The organism is Mesorhizobium sp. WSM4817 (assembly GCF_055811135.1).
This window is the reverse complement of sequence record NZ_JBVVQQ010000006.1, coordinates 200,713-218,896: the sequence shown is the minus strand read 5'-3', so window position 1 is coordinate 218,896 and position 18,184 is coordinate 200,713. Positions and strand designations below refer to the sequence as shown.

18 protein-coding genes are annotated in these 18,184 nt (G+C 64.2%); 11 read left to right on the top strand and 7 right to left on the bottom strand.

All coding sequences use genetic code 11. The annotated features are described in order from the left end of the window. Window positions 1–75 precede the first annotated feature (75 nt). From AC0L2K_RS11520 to AC0L2K_RS11500, 5 genes are all read right to left on the bottom strand, one after another. On the bottom strand, window positions 76–822 hold the full coding sequence (locus tag AC0L2K_RS11520; protein WP_023796858.1) for an FAD-binding oxidoreductase: 747 nt from the start codon (window positions 820–822) through the stop codon (window positions 76–78). Continuing rightward, complete coding sequence (locus AC0L2K_RS11515) at window positions 819–1,430, bottom strand: molybdopterin-dependent oxidoreductase (RefSeq protein ID WP_023796859.1); 612 nt, start codon at window positions 1,428–1,430, stop codon at window positions 819–821. Before AC0L2K_RS11515 ends, AC0L2K_RS11520 begins: the two co-directional genes overlap by 4 nt. Window positions 1,431–1,514: 84 nt before the next feature. After that, the gene (locus AC0L2K_RS11510; RefSeq protein WP_473531385.1) at window positions 1,515–2,234 is read right to left on the bottom strand and encodes an MBL fold metallo-hydrolase; all 720 of its coding nucleotides are present in this window, start codon (window positions 2,232–2,234) and stop codon (window positions 1,515–1,517) included. 32 nt (window positions 2,235–2,266) lie between these two features. Next, complete coding sequence (locus AC0L2K_RS11505; protein ID WP_287343598.1) at window positions 2,267–3,433, bottom strand: diphosphate--fructose-6-phosphate 1-phosphotransferase; 1,167 nt, start codon at window positions 3,431–3,433, stop codon at window positions 2,267–2,269. A gap of 119 nt (window positions 3,434–3,552) precedes the next feature. Continuing rightward, complete coding sequence (locus AC0L2K_RS11500) at window positions 3,553–4,320, bottom strand: L,D-transpeptidase (RefSeq protein ID WP_473531384.1); 768 nt, start codon at window positions 4,318–4,320, stop codon at window positions 3,553–3,555. A 187-nt stretch (window positions 4,321–4,507) separates the two neighbouring features. Here AC0L2K_RS11500 and AC0L2K_RS11495 point away from each other — a divergent pair, with 187 nt between their 5' ends. The 3 genes from AC0L2K_RS11495 to xylB all read left to right on the top strand — a co-directional run bounded on the left by AC0L2K_RS11495 (window position 4,508) and on the right by xylB (window position 7,999). Further along, a complete protein-coding gene (locus tag AC0L2K_RS11495; protein ID WP_023796862.1) occupies window positions 4,508–5,131 on the top strand; it encodes a LysE family translocator in 624 nt (207 codons plus the stop codon). Between the two features lie 9 nt (window positions 5,132–5,140). Continuing rightward, window positions 5,141–6,463 (top strand): tetratricopeptide repeat protein, encoded by a 1,323-nt coding sequence (locus tag AC0L2K_RS11490; protein WP_473531383.1) that lies wholly within the window; start codon window positions 5,141–5,143, stop codon window positions 6,461–6,463. A gap of 81 nt (window positions 6,464–6,544) precedes the next feature. Next, window positions 6,545–7,999, top strand: a complete 1,455-nt coding sequence (gene xylB, locus AC0L2K_RS11485) for a xylulokinase (RefSeq protein ID WP_023796864.1) — start codon at window positions 6,545–6,547, stop codon at window positions 7,997–7,999. A gap of 35 nt (window positions 8,000–8,034) precedes the next feature. On the opposite strand, the gene AC0L2K_RS11480 is transcribed toward xylB, so the two are convergent. Continuing rightward, on the bottom strand, window positions 8,035–8,397 hold the full coding sequence (locus AC0L2K_RS11480; protein WP_023796865.1) for a nuclear transport factor 2 family protein: 363 nt from the start codon (window positions 8,395–8,397) through the stop codon (window positions 8,035–8,037). Window positions 8,398–8,509: 112 nt separating this feature from the next. Between AC0L2K_RS11480 and xylA the strand changes: the two genes are divergently transcribed. Further along, window positions 8,510–9,835, top strand: a complete 1,326-nt coding sequence (gene xylA, locus AC0L2K_RS11475) for a xylose isomerase (protein WP_023796866.1) — start codon at window positions 8,510–8,512, stop codon at window positions 9,833–9,835. A 185-nt stretch (window positions 9,836–10,020) separates the two neighbouring features. Beyond that, a complete protein-coding gene (locus AC0L2K_RS11470) occupies window positions 10,021–10,227 on the top strand; it encodes a hypothetical protein (protein WP_023796867.1) in 207 nt (68 codons plus the stop codon). Between the two features lie 6 nt (window positions 10,228–10,233). On the opposite strand, the gene AC0L2K_RS11465 is transcribed toward AC0L2K_RS11470, so the two are convergent. After that, the gene (locus AC0L2K_RS11465; protein WP_473531382.1) at window positions 10,234–11,214 is read right to left on the bottom strand and encodes a GlxA family transcriptional regulator; all 981 of its coding nucleotides are present in this window, start codon (window positions 11,212–11,214) and stop codon (window positions 10,234–10,236) included. Between the two features lie 111 nt (window positions 11,215–11,325). On the opposite strand from AC0L2K_RS11465, the gene bcoG reads away from it, so the two are divergent. From bcoG to AC0L2K_RS11435, 6 genes are read left to right on the top strand one after another with little or no spacing between them, the layout of a single operon-like run. After that, complete coding sequence (gene bcoG / locus AC0L2K_RS11460; protein WP_023796869.1) at window positions 11,326–12,237, top strand: 3-dehydrocarnitine:acetyl-CoA trimethylamine transferase BcoG; 912 nt, start codon at window positions 11,326–11,328, stop codon at window positions 12,235–12,237. A gap of 28 nt (window positions 12,238–12,265) precedes the next feature. Then, complete coding sequence (locus tag AC0L2K_RS11455) at window positions 12,266–12,895, top strand: HD domain-containing protein (protein ID WP_287226659.1); 630 nt, start codon at window positions 12,266–12,268, stop codon at window positions 12,893–12,895. Next, complete coding sequence (locus AC0L2K_RS11450) at window positions 12,892–13,965, top strand: carnitine 3-dehydrogenase (protein WP_023796871.1); 1,074 nt, start codon at window positions 12,892–12,894, stop codon at window positions 13,963–13,965. The genes AC0L2K_RS11455 and AC0L2K_RS11450 overlap by 4 nt, the downstream gene beginning before the upstream one ends. Window positions 13,966–13,969: 4 nt before the next feature. Continuing rightward, complete coding sequence (locus AC0L2K_RS11445) at window positions 13,970–15,133, top strand: acyl-CoA dehydrogenase family protein (protein WP_023796872.1); 1,164 nt, start codon at window positions 13,970–13,972, stop codon at window positions 15,131–15,133. A gap of 3 nt (window positions 15,134–15,136) precedes the next feature. Beyond that, entirely contained in the window at window positions 15,137–17,206 is a 2,070-nt protein-coding gene (locus AC0L2K_RS11440) for an acetate--CoA ligase family protein (protein ID WP_473531381.1), read from the top strand. Between the two features lies 1 nt (window position 17,207). Further along, a complete protein-coding gene (locus AC0L2K_RS11435) occupies window positions 17,208–17,990 on the top strand; it encodes a carnitinyl-CoA dehydratase (protein ID WP_023796874.1) in 783 nt (260 codons plus the stop codon). Window positions 17,991–18,184: the final 194 nt, after the last annotated feature.

Sequence of the window (18,184 nt, the reverse complement as noted above, 5' to 3'; positions counted from 1 at the left end):
TGCGACGCGCTTTAAGTTATTGTTTTTATGCATGTCGTCATCGCAAAACCGCTGCACACTTTTGCGTGACATGCATTAAACCCCGTAGCGTTCGGTGCGGATGAGGCTTGCCGGCACACCGGCATCGATCAGCGCCTGGGCGGCGGCCGACACGAACGCATTCGAGCCGCAGACAAAGGCGAACCTTGGCGGCGCGGGCAGCCGCAGCATCGATTGCTCCATCATCGCGGCATCGACCCGCCGCGAATAGTCTGACGGGCGCCGGGCGGCCTCGCGGGTCAGCGCCAACACCAGATCGAAGCCGTCCCGGCGATCGTGGAAGTCGATCAGCTCGTCGCGAAAGATCACCTCGTCCCAGGCCCGTGCGGAAAATACCAATGCCACGGGCACCGCCGATCTGCGCGCGGCGCGATGGCGGATCATCGCCATCAGCGGTACCACGCCGGACCCGCCGCCGACCAGCAGAAGCGGGCCGCCGTCGCTGTCGGACCAGACGAAATGGCCACCGAGCGGTCCGCGCAACTCGACCTCGTCGCCAACCGCCGCGATATCGTGGAAGAAGGGCGAGATCTCGCCATCATCGAGCCTTTCGATCGCCAGCTCGATCGTCTCGCCGGCTTCCGGCGCCGAGGCGATTGAGTAGGAGCGGCGCGCCTGATAGCCGTCCGGCGCCGTCAGCCTGACATCGACATGCTGCCCGGCACGATAGGCGAAGGGCCGCGACGGCTGGAGGAAAAAGCTGGTGACGCGGGGCGTGCGCTTTTCGATGCGGGCCATGGTCACCGTCTGCCAGGGCGACTGCGCCGCCGGCGCGTCGCTCATGGATCGCCCGTATAGCGCTGCTCGCGCCACGGGTCGCCATAGATGTGATAGCCGCGCAGCTCCCAGAAGCCGGGCTCGTCGCGCTCGGTGAACTGCAGGCCGTTCAGCCATTTGGCCGACTTCCAGAAATAGAGATGCGGAACCAGCAGCCGCGCCGGGCCGCCATGGGCCGGCGTGATCGGCTTGCCTTCGTAAAGCAGCGCCACCATTGCCTTGCCGGCAGTGAGATCCTGCGTCGGCACGTTGGTTGTATAGCCGTCGAAGGACAGCGCCAGCGTGAAGGCGGTCGGTGGCTCGATGCCGGCATCCGCCAGAATATCGTCGACCAGCACACCCTGCCACGCCGTGTCGAACTTGGTCCACGCGGTGACACAATGGATGTCGCGCGTCATCTTGGTCAAAGGCAGCGCGTTGAACTCTGTCCAGTTCCACGTCTTGATCGGCCGCGGTCCGTGCTTGAGCGTGAACGACCAGTCCTCGGTGCGCACAGGCGGCGTCGGCCCGGCCGACAGCACCGGAAACCCTTGCTCGAGATACTGCCCCGGCGGGATACGCGCATCCGCATCCGTCGGGGGCTTTCGTCCTGAAGAGAAGCCCCGGGTGACCATCGAGACAATCCGTTTGCATCAGGCCGCCTGTCGGCCTTCACCAATGTTGTCAAAGATACTCTGGCGGGCAACCAGATTCTTGGCTTATGCGCCGTCTGTTCGCCTGAGATAACCGGTGGCGATCTCGCGCATCCGTTTGGCGTCGAAATTTGGTCCATGGCCACCATGGCCGATGCTGACAGGCAGATCGAGCAGCCGCTGCATGGTTCGGCGATAGGCTGATCGGTCGGAATCCGGCAGGTCGTCGATCAGCAAGGCGTCGTAGATGGCGTCGCCGGCGAAGAACAGGCCGTCGGCCTCATCGAACAGCGCGATCGAATCCGGCGAATGGCCGGGCAGATGCAGCACCCGGAATTGCCGGTCGCCAAGGTCGACCAGATCGCCCTCGTCAAGCGTCCGCGTCAGCGGCGCCGGCTGGATTCTGTATTCGGCCGCTCTCCAGCCCGGTGCCGGCAGCTTCGAGACGGCGCCGTCGAGATCATGAAACATGTGGGCGTAGGTGACGGCGTCATCCATGCTGTCGAATTGCGCAGCACTCATCCTGGGCCCGGCTCGCAGCGGGAATTCGTGCAGCGAGCCGACATGGTCGAGGTGGATATGGGTGGCGACGACGAGCAGCGGCTTGCCATCAGGCGTGTCGATCTCCGGCGCCAGCGGGCGAATCCCCATGCCGGTGTCGACAAGCAGGTCGACGTCGCGGCCGCGCAGATGCCAGATGTTGGCGCGCACGAAATCATGCACGAACGGCTCGGTCAGCATCGTCGTATCGGCGTCGATGACGGTCTTGCTGAACCAGTCCCGCATCACGAAGATTCCGGCATCAGAAGCGAGCCGGCTCAGACGAACGGCTTTCCGACCTTGTACTTTTCGGGAACCAGCCGCTTCAGATAGGCCATTCCTGCGTCGGAGAGCTGGTTGGCATCCGGCAGCATGAAATCGTCGGGCATGTGACGGGTCTTGCCGGCAACGTTTTTCAGCGGCACCTTGTTCAGCACGGTTTTCTCGCCGTCATATTGCAGTGCCACCGAGCCGCCGCCCTGTTCGGCGACAGCGACCGCAAAGACGCCGGCATCGAAGGCTTCCTGCGCATCGACGGCGTTGATGGCCCCGACATAGCCGCGCGGCATGTAGCCGAGCGCATCGACGCGTGCCCGCTTGCCCGGCAATCCTTCGGCCAGCGCGCGCTCGAGGGCGGCCGGCAGGTCGCTGCCCGACAGCTTGACGTTGCCATGCGCATCGCGCTCCAGTTTGTCTGGCGGGACAAGACTTTCGACCAGCGCCTTGCCGTCGGCTGTGCTAACGCCTTCGGAGACTGCGACGATGCAGCGCTTGTGGCGATCGAGCGTGGCGCGCACGTCGTCGATAAAGGCTGAAGCCGAGAACGGTCGCTCCGGCACATAAACGAGGTGCGGGCCGCTGTCGGGATCAAGCTGCCATGCGGCGGCGGCGGCGGTGAGGAAACCGGCGTGCCGGCCCATGACGATACCGACATAGATGCCCGGCAGAGCACGGAAATCGAGGTCGACCGAGAGAAAGGCGCCGGCGACGAACTCGGCTGCCGAAATGAAGCCCGGCGTGTGGTCGTTCTCCTCGAGATCATTGTCGATGGTTTTCGGCGCATGGACGAAAGCCATCTTGCCGCCGGCGGCGTCGGTCAGGATCTGCTGCGTGCCGGATGTGTCGTTGCCGCCTATATAGATGAAGGCATCGGCGCCCGCCTTGTTCAGGCCGTTGAGGATGATCTCGCAATAGGCCTCGTCCGGCTTGTCGCGGGTCGAGCCAAGCGCGGCGCTCGGCGTCGCAGCAATCAACCGCAACCGGTCCTCAGGGATAGCCGAAAGATCGACATAGTTGCCGTCGCGGATGCCGCGCACCCCATGGATGGAGCCCAACACCTTGGCGCCGGGATACCGCCTGCGGATCTCGAGTGTGGCGCCCACCACCGTCTGGTTGATGACGGCGGTCGGGCCGCCGCCTTGTGCGATGACAAAAGTTCCGGACATGCTTCACGTCTCCCGAGCAGTGACTTTGCAGGGCACATTCGCCTGTCTTGCGAGATCGCGCAACGGGAGAGTCGAGCGGCCGCGTCAGCCGCCTCGAGTTCAGACGATGACCGGGAGGGTCAGACGACGACGACCGGGTTCTTCCTGGAGACGCGGCTGTAGAGGTCGATGATGTCCTGGTTGATCAGGCGAACGCAGCCCGACGACATCGCCTGGCCGATGCTCCACCATTCGGGCGAACCGTGGATGCGGTAGCCGGTGTCCTGGCCGCTCTGGTAGATGTACAGCGCACGCGCGCCGAGCGGGTTGTCGAGGCTGCCGGGCTGCCCGGCCTGCCATTTCACCAGTTCCGGCTTGCGGGCGATCATCTCGGCCGGCGGCCTCCAGGTCGGCCATTCCTTGCCGTACTGGATGTTGGCGCGGCCGGACCAGCGGAAGCCATCCTTGCCGATGCCGACGCCGTAACGAATCGCGTCACCGCCGGGCTGCACCAGGTAGAGCAGCCGCTCCTGCGAATGGACGACGATGGTGCCGGGCTGCTCGCCGGTCGGGTCGACGACGATCTGGCGGCGGAACTCCGGCTTGACCTTGAGGTAGGGCACTTCCGGCAGCGTGAAGCCGCCGTCGGTGACGGAGGCATACATCACACCAGGGCTGGTGATGTTCTTGTCGACGCTGATGCTCGGGCGGACAGGGGTGATCGCGCCGGTGGTGACGGCGTCGAGTTGCAGCGCCGACAGGTCGAGCGTCTGGCTGCAGCCGGCGACGCCGAGCAGCGCCAGCGCACCGGCGCCGGACAACATTGCGCGGCGGGAAAGCTGGATTTCGGAAATTTCGATTTCGTCGCCATTGTGCGGCGGCGTCAGACCTTGCGGCAACTCACGCATCTACCCAAACCCTACGCTGTCGGCGGGAAACACGGTCCGGCCGGATAGAGTGCATTTTCACCAATCATGGTTGAAAAAGCGTGAAGAACCGTTGCCGATGTTAACCTAGGGGCATTTTCGATTTTTGCCCTTTACATCTTCGCGAGCCCAAGGATTTATCCTTTTCTTTGAGCTCAAGGAGACGAGCATGTCCTTCGAAAACTGGGCTGCCTTTGCCGCCGCCTCGACGATCCTTCTTGTAATTCCCGGCCCGACCATCCTTCTGGTCGTGTCCTATGCGCTCGGCCAGGGCTGGCGCACCGCGCTGCCGATGGCGGTTGGCGTGGCGTTTGGCGATTTTACCGCGATGACGCTGTCGATGCTTGGCATCGGCGCGCTGCTGGCGGCGTCGGCCACCGTGTTCACGGTGCTGAAGGTGGTCGGCGCCGGCTATCTGATCTATCTCGGCATAAAGCTGTTTCGCGCCGGTGGCACGCTCAAGGCCGAGCCGCGCCTGGATGCGGTGTCCTCGGCCAAGATGACGGCGCATGCCTGGCTGGTCACCGCGCTCAATCCGAAAAGCATCACCTTCTTCGTCGCCTTCCTGCCGCAGTTCCTCGACCGGCATGCCGATTTCTGGACGCAGATGCTGATCTTCGAGACGACTTTCCTGGCGCTCGCCTTCGCCAATGCCTTCGGTTACGCGCTGATCGCCGCAAGGGCACGCAACGTCGTTCGCAACCCGAAGGCGATCCGCATCTTCAATCGCACCGGCGGCACGCTGCTGGTCGGCGCCGGTATCGCCACAGTGGCGATGCGCTCGGGCAATTGAGGACATGACGTGGCAGTCAGGGACGCATTCGGGCTGACGTTTTCGGGCGCGACTGAGGCCGGGTTCTCGTCTTACAGCCAGGCCGTGCGCGAACTGCAATGCTTCATCGGCGATCCGGTCGGCTCGGTCGATCGCGCCATCGCCGAGGATCCCGGCTTCGTCATGGCGCATGTGTTCAAGGGCTATCTCTTCGGCCTCGCCACCGAGCGCGAGGCGGCAGCCGTGGCCAGGACATGCCACGAGGCGGCACTGCCGCTTGCCGCCACGCCGCGCGAGCAGGCGCATGTCGCAGCACTTGGCCATCTTGCCGCAGGATGCTGGCATGAAGCCGCTCGTCTGCTCGAGAATATCGCCATCGAGTTTCCGCTCGATGCGCTGGCGCTGCAGACCGGGCACCAGATCGATTTCTTCACCGGCAATGCCCGCATGCTGCGCGACCGCATCGGCCGCGCGCTGCCGTCGTGGCAGAGCGGCATGCCGGGCTACCACGCCGTACTCGGCATGCAGGCCTTCGGGCTGGAGGAAATGGGCGACTATGCGCGCGCCGAAAAGCTTGGCCGCATGGCAGTCGACATCGAGCCGCGCGACGGCTGGGCGCAGCACGCCGTCGCCCATGTCATGGAAATGCAGAGCCGGCAAAGGGACGGCATCGCTTGGATGCGCGCCAACCCCGACGCGTGGACGCGTGAAAGCTTCCTGAAAGTGCATAATTGGTGGCATCTGGCGCTGTTCCACTACGATCTCGGCGAAACCGACGAGGCGTTGGCGCTCTATGACGGCCCAATCTACGGCGAACGCTCGACGCTGGCGCTCAACATGGTCGATGCTTCGGCGATCCTGTGGCGGCTGCATCTCGGCGGCGTCGATGTCGGCGGCCGCTGGGCGGCGCTCGCCGCCAACTGGGCGAAGGCCAGCGCCGGCAACTATGCCTTCAACGATGCCCACGCAATGATGGCCCTCGTCGGCGCCGGCCAAGAGACGCCGGCTCGCACCTTGCTCGAGGCGCAGCACGAGGCCATGCACGCCAACGACCACAACGCCGCCTTTACCCGGGATGTCGGCCATCCCGTGACGCTCGCCATCAAGGCGTTCGGCGAAGGCAATTATGCCGAGACGGTCCGCCTGATCCGGCCCATCCGGGCGATCGCCCACCGCTTCGGCGGCAGTCATGCACAACGCGACGTCGTCGACCTGACGCTGATCGAGGCAGCGCTGCGGTCGGGCGACCGTGCATTGGCAAGGGCACTTGCCGCGGAACGCGCGCTGGCGCGGCCCGACAGCCCGCTGTCGGCGCTGCTTTCGCGGCGGGCTGCCGATTTGTCGGAGAATTGACCGGAGGCGGATCTTGTCTTAAAAACTGCCAAGTCAGATTTTTTCGAGATCCGAAAAAATTAATGACAATGGGAGGACACCATGTATCTCGGCCTCGATCTGGGCACGTCGGGCGTCAAGGCGCTGTTGATCGATGCCGGGCAGAGCATCATCGGCTCCGGCCACGCGTCACTCGACGTGTCTCGGCCGCACCCCGGCTGGTCGGAGCAGAACCCCGCCGAGTGGATCCGCGCCTGCGAGGGAGCGATCGCCGAGCTCAAGGTTTCTCATCCAGAACAGCTCGCCGCCGTCAAAGGAATCGGCCTCTCCGGCCAGATGCATGGCGCTACATTGCTCGATGCCGGCGACCAGGTGCTGCGCCCCTGCATCCTGTGGAACGACACGCGCAGCCATGCCGAGGCCGCCAAGCTCGACGCCGACCCGCGCTTTCGCGAGCTGACCGGCAACATCGTGTTTCCCGGTTTCACCGCGCCAAAGCTGGTCTGGGTGAGAAACAATGAGCCGGATATTTTCGCCAAACTGGCAAAGGTCTTGCTGCCAAAGGATTTTCTGCGGCTCTGGCTCACCGGCGAGCATATTTCGGAGATGTCGGACTCGGCCGGCACGTCCTGGCTCGATGTCGGCAAGCGAGGCTGGTCATCCGACCTGCTTTCCGCCACGTCGCTCGACGAGAAGCAGATGCCGTCACTGGTCGAAGGCACTGAGAAGGCTGGCGCGTTGCGCAGCGAACTGGCCTCGAAATGGGGGATGCAGGCGGGCATCCCGATCGCTGGTGGCGCCGGCGACAATGCGGCGTCGGCTTGCGGCATGGGCACGGTCGCCGCCGGCCAGGCCTTTGTCTCGCTTGGCACGTCAGGCGTGCTGTTTGCCGCCAATGCGTCCTATCTGCCCAACCCGGAAAGCGCGGTGCACACATTCTGCCACGCGTTGCCCGACACCTGGCACCAGATGGGCGTCATCCTGTCGGCAACCGATTCGCTCAACTGGCTGTCCGAGATTTCAGGCAAAGGCGCCGGCGAGCTGACCGCCGAGCTCGGCGATACGCTGAAGGCGCCGACCGGCGTGTCCTTCCTGCCCTATCTCTCGGGCGAGCGCACCCCGCACAATGATGCGGCCATTCGCGGCTCGTTTACCGGGCTTGCGCATGAATCGAGCCGCGCCGTGTTGACCCAGGCCGTGCTGGAGGGCGTGGCTTTCGCCTTCCGCGACAGTCTCGAAGCCCTGGCCAAAGCCGGCACGACGCTGACGCGGGTGACGGCGATCGGCGGCGGCTCGCGCTCGCACTACTGGCTAAAGGCAATCGCCACCGCGCTCGGCCAGCCCGTCGACATTCCCGCCGACGGCGATTTCGGCGCCGCCTTCGGTGCAGCGAGGCTTGGCCTGATCGCGGCGACGGGCGCCGATCCGCTCAGAGTGTGCACGGCGCCGGCCACCGATGCCACAATCGAGCCGGTCGCCGCGCTAAGCAACGCCTATGCGGATGCCTATCAGCGCTACCGCTTGCTTTACCCGGCTATCAAGGCGGCCACGGCGTGAGTGGTTTCCCACCCACGCCGCGGCCCGAGATCACCTCACTGTGCCGGGACCTTGTCGAGAAAGCCGGTGACGCTTTTCAGGCGGCCATTCTCGATGACGCCGATGTCGGTGCCTTCGATGACGGAATCGGTGCCTTCCGGCCCGAGATTCCACGAGAAGCGGATCGTGTCGCCAAACCCGTCCGGCTTGCCCTTCAGCGAGAACCGGAAGCCGGCAAATCGTTTTTGGACACCATCGATCAGTGCGGCGAGGCCATTGTGGCCGTCTCCCTGCATGATCGGATCGCGGTAGCTGACGTCATCGGTGAAGGCCGCCTTGAGCAAGGCTTGCCGGCGCGCGGCATCGCTCTCGTTCCAGGCGGCGATGTAGTTTTCGGCGATCGTGTTGAGGTCGGTCATGGTCTTCTCCGTGGTTGATTGGCTTTGACATGACCCTTTTCATCCAGCGCCAGCGCGAAACCAATTACGCCTGAGGTAATCAGGACCGAACCCTGCGAGAGGACAGACAGACATGACCAGCGGCTTTTTCGGCGACATCCAGAAGATCAAATACGAGGGGCCGGATTCGACCAATCCGCTGGCCTACCGGTTCTACAATCCCGATGAGGTTGTCGCCGGCAAGCGGCTGGAAGACCATTTGCGCTTTGCCGTCGCCTACTGGCATTCCTTCGCCTGGCCAGGCGGCGATCCGTTCGGCGGCCAGACCTTCGAGCGGCCGTGGTTCGCCGAGGCCGGTGGCACCGACACGATGGAATTGGCCAAGCTCAAGGCCGATGTCGCCTTCGACATGTTTTCGCTGCTGGGTGTTCCCTATTTCTGCTTCCACGATGCCGATGTGCGGCCGGAGGGAAAAGATTTTTCTGAAAGTGCCGCGCGGCTCGACGAGATATCAGACTATTTTGCGGCGAAGATGAAGAAGACCGGGGTCAAGCTGCTTTGGGGCACGGCCAACCTGTTCTCCAATCGCCGCTTCATGGCGGGAGCCGCCACCAATCCCGACCCGGACGTCTTTGCCTATGCGGCAGCGACGGTCAAACACTGCATCGACGTCACCAAGCGGCTGAAGGGCGAGAATTATGTGCTGTGGGGCGGCCGCGAGGGCTATGAGACGCTGCTCAACACCGACCTTGCCCGCGAACAGGAACAGGCCGGCCGCTTCCTCAACCTGGTCGTCGACTACAAGCACCGGATCGGCTTCAAGGGCACCATCCTGATCGAGCCGAAGCCGCAGGAGCCGACAAAGCACCAGTACGACTATGACGTCGCCACGGTCTACGGCTTCCTGAAGCGCTTCGGGCTGGAGAAGGAGGTCAAACTCAACATCGAGCAGGGCCATGCGATCCTGGCCGGCCATTCCTTCGAGCATGAACTGGCGCTGGCCAATGCGCTCGGCATCTTCGGCTCGATCGACATGAACCGCAACGACTACCAGTCGGGCTGGGACACCGACCAGTTCCCCAACAACGTGCCGGAGATGGCATTGGCCTATTATCAGGTCCTGCAGGCCGGTGGCTTCAAGACCGGCGGCACCAATTTCGACGCCAAGCTTCGGCGACAGTCGCTCGATCCGCAGGATCTGCTGATTGGCCATATCGGCGGCATGGATTGCTGTGCACGCGGCCTCAAGGCCGCCGCTCGCATGGTCGGGGACAAGGCGCTGTCGGGACCGTTGGCCGAGCGCTATGCCGGCTGGAACTCGGCCGAGGCCAAGGCGATGCTTGCCGGCAAGCGGACGCTGGAGGAGATCACCGAGCGCGTCGTCAAGAAGAAGATCGAGCCGCAGCCGAAATCCGGCCGCCAGGAACTGCTCGAGAATATCGTCAACCGATACGTCTGAGGTGCCGCACCGGCGGGTCTGTTGACCGATCCGCCGGCCCGGAACAGCTTTGCGCGAGGGCGGAACCGACGACAAGGTTTTGCCTCGCACCGCCCCTCAATCGCCTCGCTCTTGCCTTCAAACAGCCGTCACGAATCTTGTATATGTGGTTCGTGGCGGGAACAGAAAGAAGGAGGCGAACCGATATGCAGCACGAACGCGAAATCGACGCCCTGCTCTCATCTGGCGAGGGATCGATCATCGACCGGCTGATGGCGCTGCCGCATCCGAAGGATGGCGCGCGCGGTGCAAACGAATGGGACCGCGCGGTCGCCAGCCGCTTCGAGACCCACCTTGCGAGACAGATGCGCTCGCAGATCGACGGCAAAAGCGACCGCCAGGACGCTGCCTGATCCCGACTATCTCCTGCGCAGCCTGACCGGCGCTTCGCCGAAAGCTCTTGAGAACGCCCTGGAAAATGCCGCGGCGGACGAGAACCCCGTTCGCCCGGCAATATCGGCCATGGCCACGCGCGTGTCGACCACCAGCCGGCGCGCTGCACCCAGCCGCAGCCTGAGATAATAGGCGCCCGGCGTCTCGCCGATCGACTTGCGAAAGATGCTTTCCAGCGTACGTGCCGTCACCCCGGCACGCTTTGCCACCGCGGCGATGGTCAAGGGCTGGTCGACGTGGGCTTCCATCAACCGGATGGCTTGCGCAAGCTGCGGATCGTAGCCGTCGAGGCGGCCGAGCGAGACCAAAGGCTGCGCGTCGGTCGCGGCGCGTGCCTGGTCGTAGATGAAGACGCTTGCCACATCGAGCGCGACCGCCATGCCGAGCCGCGTGCGGATTAGATGCAGCATCAGGTCGAAGGTCGGCGAAGCGCCACCGGAGGTGAAGACCGGCCCGTCGATGACATAGCGGTCGGGGCGAACGTCGACCTCGGGAAAGGCCGAGGAGAAATCCTCCATGTCCTCCCAATGGGTGGTGGCGCTGCGCCCTTCCAGCAGACCGGCGCGGGCGACCAGCCAGGTACCGGCTTCGACGCCGCCGCAGGCGCGTGCGGCGCGCCCCGCTCGGCGCAGGCCGGCAAGCAGGGCCGACGTGGCATAGTTCTGCGTGCCGAAACCGGCGACGACGACAAGCACATCCGTCGTATCCGCCGCATCGAAGCGGCCGCTGACCGCAACCGGCAGGCCGCATGTGGTGACCGGCGCTTCGCCGGTCACCGAAACCAGCCTAAAATCGAACAGCGTCTCGCCGGCAATACGGTTGGCGGCGCGCAGCGGATCGACGGCCGAGGCCACGCACATGATCGACGACCCGGAAAACACCAGCAGCGTCACCTTGAGCGGCAACCGTTCGGCGCGAAAGATCGACGACTTTTCGTTTTTCATCACACGCACTTCGTAAAATGCAAAACAGTTTCCGGCAAGTCAGGCATTGTTGCCATCTGTTCGATTGGGTCCATGTTTGATCGGGACCATCTGTGCTGATTGGGAGAAAAGTCGATGCCGCTTGCGATGAACCGTGAGGTCTTCATTACCTGTGCCATAACCGGGTCCGGCAGCTCGCAAGACCGCAGCCCGCATGTGCCGCGCTCGCCCAAGCAGATCGCGGATTCGGCCATCGACGCGGCAAAGGCGGGTGCGGCGATCGTCCACTGCCATGTGCGCGACCCCGAAACCGGCAGGCCGCGCCGCGACGTGCAGCTTTATCGCGAAGTGACCGAGCGCATCCGTGCGGCAGACGTCGACGTGGTGCTGAACCTGACCGCCGGCATGGGCGGCGACATGGTGTTCGGCTCGCCGGAAAACCCGCTGCCGCTGAACGAGAAAGCCACCGATATGGGCGGCGCCACCAACCGCGTGGAACATGTGCGCCAGTGCCTGCCGGAGATATGCACGCTCGACTGCGGCACCATGAATTTCGCCGAGGCCGACTATGTCATGACCAACACGCCAGGCATGCTGCGCGCCATGGGCGGCATGATGACGGCGCTTGGCGTCAAGCCGGAGATCGAGGCCTTCGACACCGGCCATCTGTGGTTTGCCAAGCAACTGGTAGAGGAAAAGGTGCTGGACCCGGATGCTCTCGTGCAATTGTGCATGGGCGTGCCATGGGGCGCGCCGGACGATCTCAACACTTTTATGGCGATGGTCAACAATGTGCCGTCAGGTTGGACCTGGTCGGCGTTCTCCATCGGCCGCAACCAGATGGCCTATGCCGCCGCCGCGGTGCTGGCCGGCGGCAATGTCCGCGTCGGGCTCGAGGACAATCTCTGGCTCGACAAGGGCGTGCTGGCAACCAATGCGCAGCTGGTCGAGCGGGCGGTCAGCATCGTGTCGAACATGGGCGCAAGGGTCATCGGCCCCGATGAAGTGCGCAAGAAGCTCAATTTGACGAAGCGCGCACCGCTTTGAACAAGCAATCGGTAGGGAGGAGCCGCCGATGAAGACCGTGAAATTCACCGCAATGAAGGATGGCGACCGCGACGATTACGCGTTCCTCACCGAGCACGAGATCGACTATGCGGCGAAGACCGGCGAACGGCTGCTTGACGCGCTTGTCCAACTCGACGAAGGCCTGTCCGGCTACAAGATCACCCGGCTCGGCCATTCGCTGCAGGCGGCGACGCGCGCATGGCGCGACGGCGCCGACACCGACTGGATCGTCTGCGCCCTGCTGCACGACATCGGCGACGTCTACGCACCGTACAATCACGACGAATATGCAGCTTCGGTCCTAAAACCTTTCGTGCGCGAGCAGTGCACCTGGGTTGTGGAAAAGCACGGCGACTTCCAGCGCCTCTATTACGCCCACCATCTCGGCGGCAATCCGCATGCGCGCGACCGTTTCGCCGGCCACCTTTATTTCGACGATTGCGACCAGTTCTGTGAGCGCTGGGACCAGTCGAGCTTCGACCCCGACTACGAGACGTTGCCGATCGACTTCTTCCGGCCCTTCGTGCTCGAGGTGTTTGCGCGCAGGGCCTATGACCCCACCGTGATCCGCGCCGGCGAGCGCGTGCCTCTCATCGACCTGGAAAAAGCCAGGACAAGAACCGGAGCCTCCGCATGAGCATCATCACCAAGGCAGCTGTAATCGGCGGCGGCGTCATCGGCGCCGGCTGGGTGGCGCGACTGCTCTTGAACGGCATCGACGTGTCGATTTTCGATCCCGACCCCGAAGCCGCGCGCAAGGTCGGCGAAGTGATGAAAGGCGCGCGCCGCGCCTACAAGCAGATGCTGCCCGACGGCCTGCCAAAAGAAGGCAAATTGACCTTTGCCAAGACCATTGCCGACGCCGTCGCCGATGCCGATTTCATCCAGGAAAGCGTGCCGGAACGGCTCGACCTGAAACACCGCGTGCTGGCCGAGATCGACCTCTATGCGCCGGCCAATGCCATCGTCGGCTCCTCGACCTCCGGCATCAAGCCGACCGACATGCAGGTGGCGATGAAGAAGCATCCGGAACGGCTGGTCGTCGGCCATCCATTCAACCCGGTCTATTTGCTTCCGCTGGTCGAGATCGTCGGCGGCGAGCAGACCTTTCCCGAGGCGATCGAGGTCGCCAAGGAGATGTACGCCTCGATCGGCATGAAACCGGTGGTGATCCGCAAGGAGATCGAGGCGTTCGTCGGCGACCGCCTGCTGGAGGCGGCATGGCGCGAGGCGCTGTGGCTGATCAAGGACGGCATCTGCACGGTCGAGGAACTCGACGACATCATGCGCTATGGCTTCGGCCTGCGCTGGGCGCAGATGGGCATGTTCCAGGTCTACCGCGTCGCCGGCGGCGAGGCCGGCATGCGCCATTTCATGGCGCAGTTCGGGCCGTGCCTGAAATGGCCGTGGACCAAGCTGATGGATGTGCCGGAGTTCAACGACGAACTGGTCGACCTGATCGCCACGCAGTCGGACGATCAGGCGGATGGCCTGTCGATCCGCGAGCTCGAAAAGATCCGCGACGACAATCTGGTCGCCATCATGGATGCGCTCTCGAAGCAGAACAAAGGCAGGGGCTGGGGCGCCGGCGCTTTGCACAAGGACTATACCAAGCAGCTCGCCAAGCTTGCGGCGAAGAAGCCCACCGCCTCCAAGGCGGCCGAGAAGGCCAAGGCCGAAAAGCCGAAGAAAAAGAAGAAAGGCTGAGACCATGGATTTTGGCCTCTCCGAGGAACAGAAACTGATCGTCGAGACGACGCGCGCCTTCGTCGAGAACGAGCTTTACCCGCATGAGCGCGAGGTCGAGCGCACCGGCGTGCTGCGCCGCGAGCTGATCGAGGAGATCAAGGCCAAGGCGATCGAAGCCGGGCTCTATGCCGCCAACATGCCTGCGGAGGTCGGTGGCGCCGGCCTCGATACGGTGACCTGGCTGCTTTACGAGAAGGAACTCGGCCGCGCCAATTACGCACTGCACTGGACCTGCGTGGCGCGGCCATCCAACATCCTCTTGGCCGGCACGCCGGAGCAGCGCGAAAAGTATCTCTATCCCTGCATTCGCGGCGAGAAATGGGATTGCCTGGCGATGACCGAGCCGGGTGCCGGCTCCGATCTGCGCGGCATGAAGGCGACCGCGGTTCAGGACGGCGACGACTGGGTGCTGAACGGCACCAAACACTTCATCAGCCATGCCGATCTTGCCGATTTCGCCATCGTCTTTATGGCTTCGGGCGAAGAGGAGACGCCGCGTGGAAAACGCAAGAAGATCACCGCCTTCTTCGTCGACAAGGGCACCAAGGGTTTTACGGTGCGTGACGGCTACCGCAACGTCTCGCACCGCGGTTACACCAACGCCATCCTCGAATTCGACGATTGCCGGCTACCCGGAGCCCAGGTTCTGGGCGAGGTCCACAAGGGTTTCGACGTCGCCAATTCGTGGCTTGGCGCGACCCGCCTGCAGGTCGGCGCGACCTGTCTCGGCCGGGCCGAGCGGGCGCTTGGCCATGCGATCGAATACGCCGCGCAGCGCCAGCAGTTCGGCCAGCAGATCGGCAAGTTCCAAGGCGTTTCATTCAAGCTTGCCGATATGGCGACAGAACTGAAAGCGGCCGACCTGATGGTGTTCGAAGCCGGCTGGAAGTACGATCAGGGCACCGTCACCGATCAGGACATGGCCATGGCCAAGCTGAAGGCCACCGAAATGCTTGCCTTCGTCGCCGACGAGGCGATCCAGATCCATGGCGGCATGGGGCTGATGGACGATCTGCCGCTGGAACGCATCTGGCGCGACGCCCGCGTCGAGCGCATCTGGGAAGGCACGTCGGAAATCCAGCGCCACATCATTTCACGGGCGCTGCTGCGCCCGTTCGGGGGCTGATAAATGCACAAACTTGAGCGCCTCTTGCGCCCGCGAACGATCGCCGTGTTCGGTGGCGCACAGGCCGCCGCCGTCGTCGCGCAGTCGATCAAGATGGGCTTTGCCGGCGAGATCTGGCCGGTGCACCCGACCAAGGACGAAGTCGCCGGCCGCAAGTCCTACCGTTCGGTGGCTGATCTACCCGGCGCCCCGGACGCCGCCTTTGTTGGCGTCAACCGGCATTTGACCATCGAGGTGGTCAAGGCGCTGGCCGAGCGCGGTGCCGGCGGCGCCGTCTGCTTTGCCGCCGGCTTTCTCGAGACCGAGGCTTATGACGAGCATGGCGAGCGATTGCAGGCGGAACTGGTCGCTGCGGCGGGCCAGATGCCGATCATCGGGCCGAACTGCTACGGCCTGATCAATTGTGCCGACGGCGCGCTTTTATGGCCCGACCAGCATGGCGGCATCAGGCTGGCAGAGGGTGGCCGCGGGGTCGCCATCATCACCCAGTCGTCGAACATCGCCATCAACATGACGATGCAGAAGCGCGGCCTGCCGATCGCCTTTCTGATGACCGCCGGCAACCAGGCACAGACTGGCCTTTCGGAAATGGCGCTCGGCCTGATCGAGGACGATCGGGTCACTTCGCTCGGCCTGCATATCGAGGCGTTCGATTCGGTAGCCGGCTTCGAAAGGCTGGCCGCGCGGGCGCGAGAGCTGAAGAAACCGATCATCGCCATGAAGGTTGGCCGCTCCGAGCAGGCGCGGCTAGCAACGGTGTCGCATACCGCGTCGCTGGCCGGCTCGGACGCTGCCTCGGGCGCCTTCCTGAAGCGGCTCGGCATCGCCCGCGTCGATTCCATCCCGGCCTTCATCGAGGCGCTGAAGCTGCTGCACGTCACCGGTCCCCTGCCCGGCTACCGGCTGTCGTCGATGAGCTGTTCGGGCGGCGAGGCGTCTGTCATGGCCGACAGCGCCGAAGGCCGCTGGGTGAATTTCCCGGCGCTGACCGACACCCACCGCGCCCACGTCAAATCGACGCTCGGGCCGCTGGTTGCGGTGGCCAACCCGCTCGACTACCACACCTTCATCTGGAACAACGAGCCGGCGATGACCGCCACCTTCACCGCCATGGTGTCGGGCGGCTTCGACCTCAACATGCTGGTGCTCGATTTCCCGCGCCCCGACCGCTGCTCCGACACCGACTGGTGGACGACGCTGCGCGCCTTCGAATCGGCGCTGAAGACCAACAAGGCGCAGGGCGCGATCGTGTCCTCGCTGCCGGAGAACCTGCCCGAGGAATACACCGCCGGGCTGATGGGACGCGGCATGGTGCCGTTGTTCGGCATTTCCGAAGCCATGGACGCCGCCCAGGCGGCCGCCTTCATCGGCTGGGCCTGGCGCGAGCCGCAGGCGCAGCCGATCGACACCTCCGCTTCCGGGGCGCCGGCCGGCGAGCATGTCACGCCTGATGAGGCCGAGGCGAAAGCGCGGCTGATCGAGGCCGGGCTCCCCGTGCCGAGGGGTGAACGCGCCGGCAATGCGGTCGAGGCGGTCATCTCATCGATGGCGCTCGGTTTTCCGGTTGCGCTGAAGGCTTTGGGCGTCACCCACAAATCCGAGCTTGACGCGGTTCGGCTCAACCTCAGGGACGCCGAATCCGTCAGCACGGCCGCCCATGATCTCGATGCGCTCGGCACCGGCCTCTATGTCGAGCGCATGGTGCGCGACGGCGTCGCCGAACTGCTCGTCGGCTTCACCCGTGACCCGATGTTCGGCGCGGTGATGACGCTGGGCACCGGCGGTGTGCTGGTCGAGCTGCTGCGCGACAGCGTCACGCTGATGCTGCCGGCGACCCGCGACGACATCGAGGCGGCATTGCGCCGGCTCAAATTGTTCCCGCTGCTCGAAGGCTATCGCGGCCGGCCCAAGGCCGATCTCGCGGCGGCCATCGAGGCGATATCAGGCATCGCCGCCTTCGTGCAGAAAAATGCCGGCGAGATCGAGGAGCTCGACATCAACCCGCTGATCGTCTGCGCGCAAGGCAAAGGCGCCTGGATCGCCGACGCGCTGCTGGTGCTTGGAGAAAACTAGAATGTCTGACGTCATCACCACCCGCCGCGAGGGCACGATCCTCGAAGTCACGCTCGATCGGCCCAAGGCCAACGCTATCGACCTCAACACCTCGCGGCTGATGGGCGAGACCTTCAAGGCGTTCCGCGACGATCCGGATCTGCGGGTCGCCATCGTCAAGACCGCCGGCGACAAGTTCTTCTGCGCCGGCTGGGACCTGAAAGCCGCGGCCGGCGGCGATGCTGTCGACGGCGACTATGGCGTCGGCGGGTTCGGCGGGCTGCAGGAGCTGCGCGATTTCAACAAGCCGGTCATCGCCTGCGTCAACGGCATGGCGGTCGGCGGCGGCTTCGAGCTGGCGCTGTCCTGCGACCTCATCTACGCGTCGGATCACTCCTCCTTTGCGCTGCCGGAAATTCGCGCCGGCACGCTGGCCGATGCAGCGACGATCAAGCTGCCGAAGCGCATTCCCTATCATGTCGCCATGGACCTTTTGTTCACCGGCCGCTGGATGGATGTCGCCGAAGCGCATCGCTGGGGTCTGGTCAACGAGGTTCTGCCCAAGGAGAAGCTCGAGGATCGCGTCTGGGAGATCGCACGACTGCTCGCCGGCGGTCCGCCGCTGGTCTTTGCCGCGATCAAGGAGACGGCGCGGGTCGCCGAAGCACTCACCTTCCAGGACGCGATGAACCGGGTGACGCGCCGCCAATTGCCGACGGTTGACGCACTGTACGGCTCGGAGGACAATCTCGAGGGTTTTCGCGCCTTTGCCGAAAAGCGCGACCCAGTGTGGAAGGGGAAGTGAAGGTATTGTTGAAATGACGGCACTCCGTCACACCCCCCTCTGGCCTGCCGGCCATCTCCCCCTCAAGGGGGGAGATCGGATGTCGCTTCGATTTTCGCCAATCTCCAACGTTGCAAGATGGGCTGCAAGGCCGAAGCTGCCAATCTCCCCCCTTGAGGGGGAGATGCCAAATTCTGTCAAACAGGGCAGGCCAG

What these genes read in the sequence shown, in the direction of transcription:
- AC0L2K_RS11520 (WP_023796858.1), bottom strand. Translation starts at nt 822, where the DNA reads ATGAGCGACGCGCCGGCGGCGCAGTCGCCCTGGCAGACGGTGACCATG.
- AC0L2K_RS11515 (WP_023796859.1), bottom strand. Translation starts at nt 1,430, where the DNA reads ATGGTCACCCGGGGCTTCTCTTCAGGACGAAAGCCCCCGACGGATGCG.
- AC0L2K_RS11510 (WP_473531385.1), bottom strand. Translation starts at nt 2,234, where the DNA reads ATGCGGGACTGGTTCAGCAAGACCGTCATCGACGCCGATACGACGATG.
- AC0L2K_RS11505 (WP_287343598.1), bottom strand. Translation starts at nt 3,433, where the DNA reads ATGTCCGGAACTTTTGTCATCGCACAAGGCGGCGGCCCGACCGCCGTC.
- AC0L2K_RS11500 (WP_473531384.1), bottom strand. Translation starts at nt 4,320, where the DNA reads ATGCGTGAGTTGCCGCAAGGTCTGACGCCGCCGCACAATGGCGACGAA.
- AC0L2K_RS11495 (WP_023796862.1), top strand. Translation starts at nt 4,508, where the DNA reads ATGTCCTTCGAAAACTGGGCTGCCTTTGCCGCCGCCTCGACGATCCTT.
- xylB (WP_023796864.1), top strand. Translation starts at nt 6,545, where the DNA reads ATGTATCTCGGCCTCGATCTGGGCACGTCGGGCGTCAAGGCGCTGTTG.
- AC0L2K_RS11480 (WP_023796865.1), bottom strand. Translation starts at nt 8,397, where the DNA reads ATGACCGACCTCAACACGATCGCCGAAAACTACATCGCCGCCTGGAAC.
- xylA (WP_023796866.1), top strand. Translation starts at nt 8,510, where the DNA reads ATGACCAGCGGCTTTTTCGGCGACATCCAGAAGATCAAATACGAGGGG.
- AC0L2K_RS11470 (WP_023796867.1), top strand. Translation starts at nt 10,021, where the DNA reads ATGCAGCACGAACGCGAAATCGACGCCCTGCTCTCATCTGGCGAGGGA.
- bcoG (WP_023796869.1), top strand. Translation starts at nt 11,326, where the DNA reads ATGCCGCTTGCGATGAACCGTGAGGTCTTCATTACCTGTGCCATAACC.
- AC0L2K_RS11455 (WP_287226659.1), top strand. Translation starts at nt 12,266, where the DNA reads ATGAAGACCGTGAAATTCACCGCAATGAAGGATGGCGACCGCGACGAT.
- AC0L2K_RS11450 (WP_023796871.1), top strand. Translation starts at nt 12,892, where the DNA reads ATGAGCATCATCACCAAGGCAGCTGTAATCGGCGGCGGCGTCATCGGC.
- AC0L2K_RS11445 (WP_023796872.1), top strand. Translation starts at nt 13,970, where the DNA reads ATGGATTTTGGCCTCTCCGAGGAACAGAAACTGATCGTCGAGACGACG.
- AC0L2K_RS11440 (WP_473531381.1), top strand. Translation starts at nt 15,137, where the DNA reads ATGCACAAACTTGAGCGCCTCTTGCGCCCGCGAACGATCGCCGTGTTC.
- AC0L2K_RS11435 (WP_023796874.1), top strand. Translation starts at nt 17,208, where the DNA reads ATGTCTGACGTCATCACCACCCGCCGCGAGGGCACGATCCTCGAAGTC.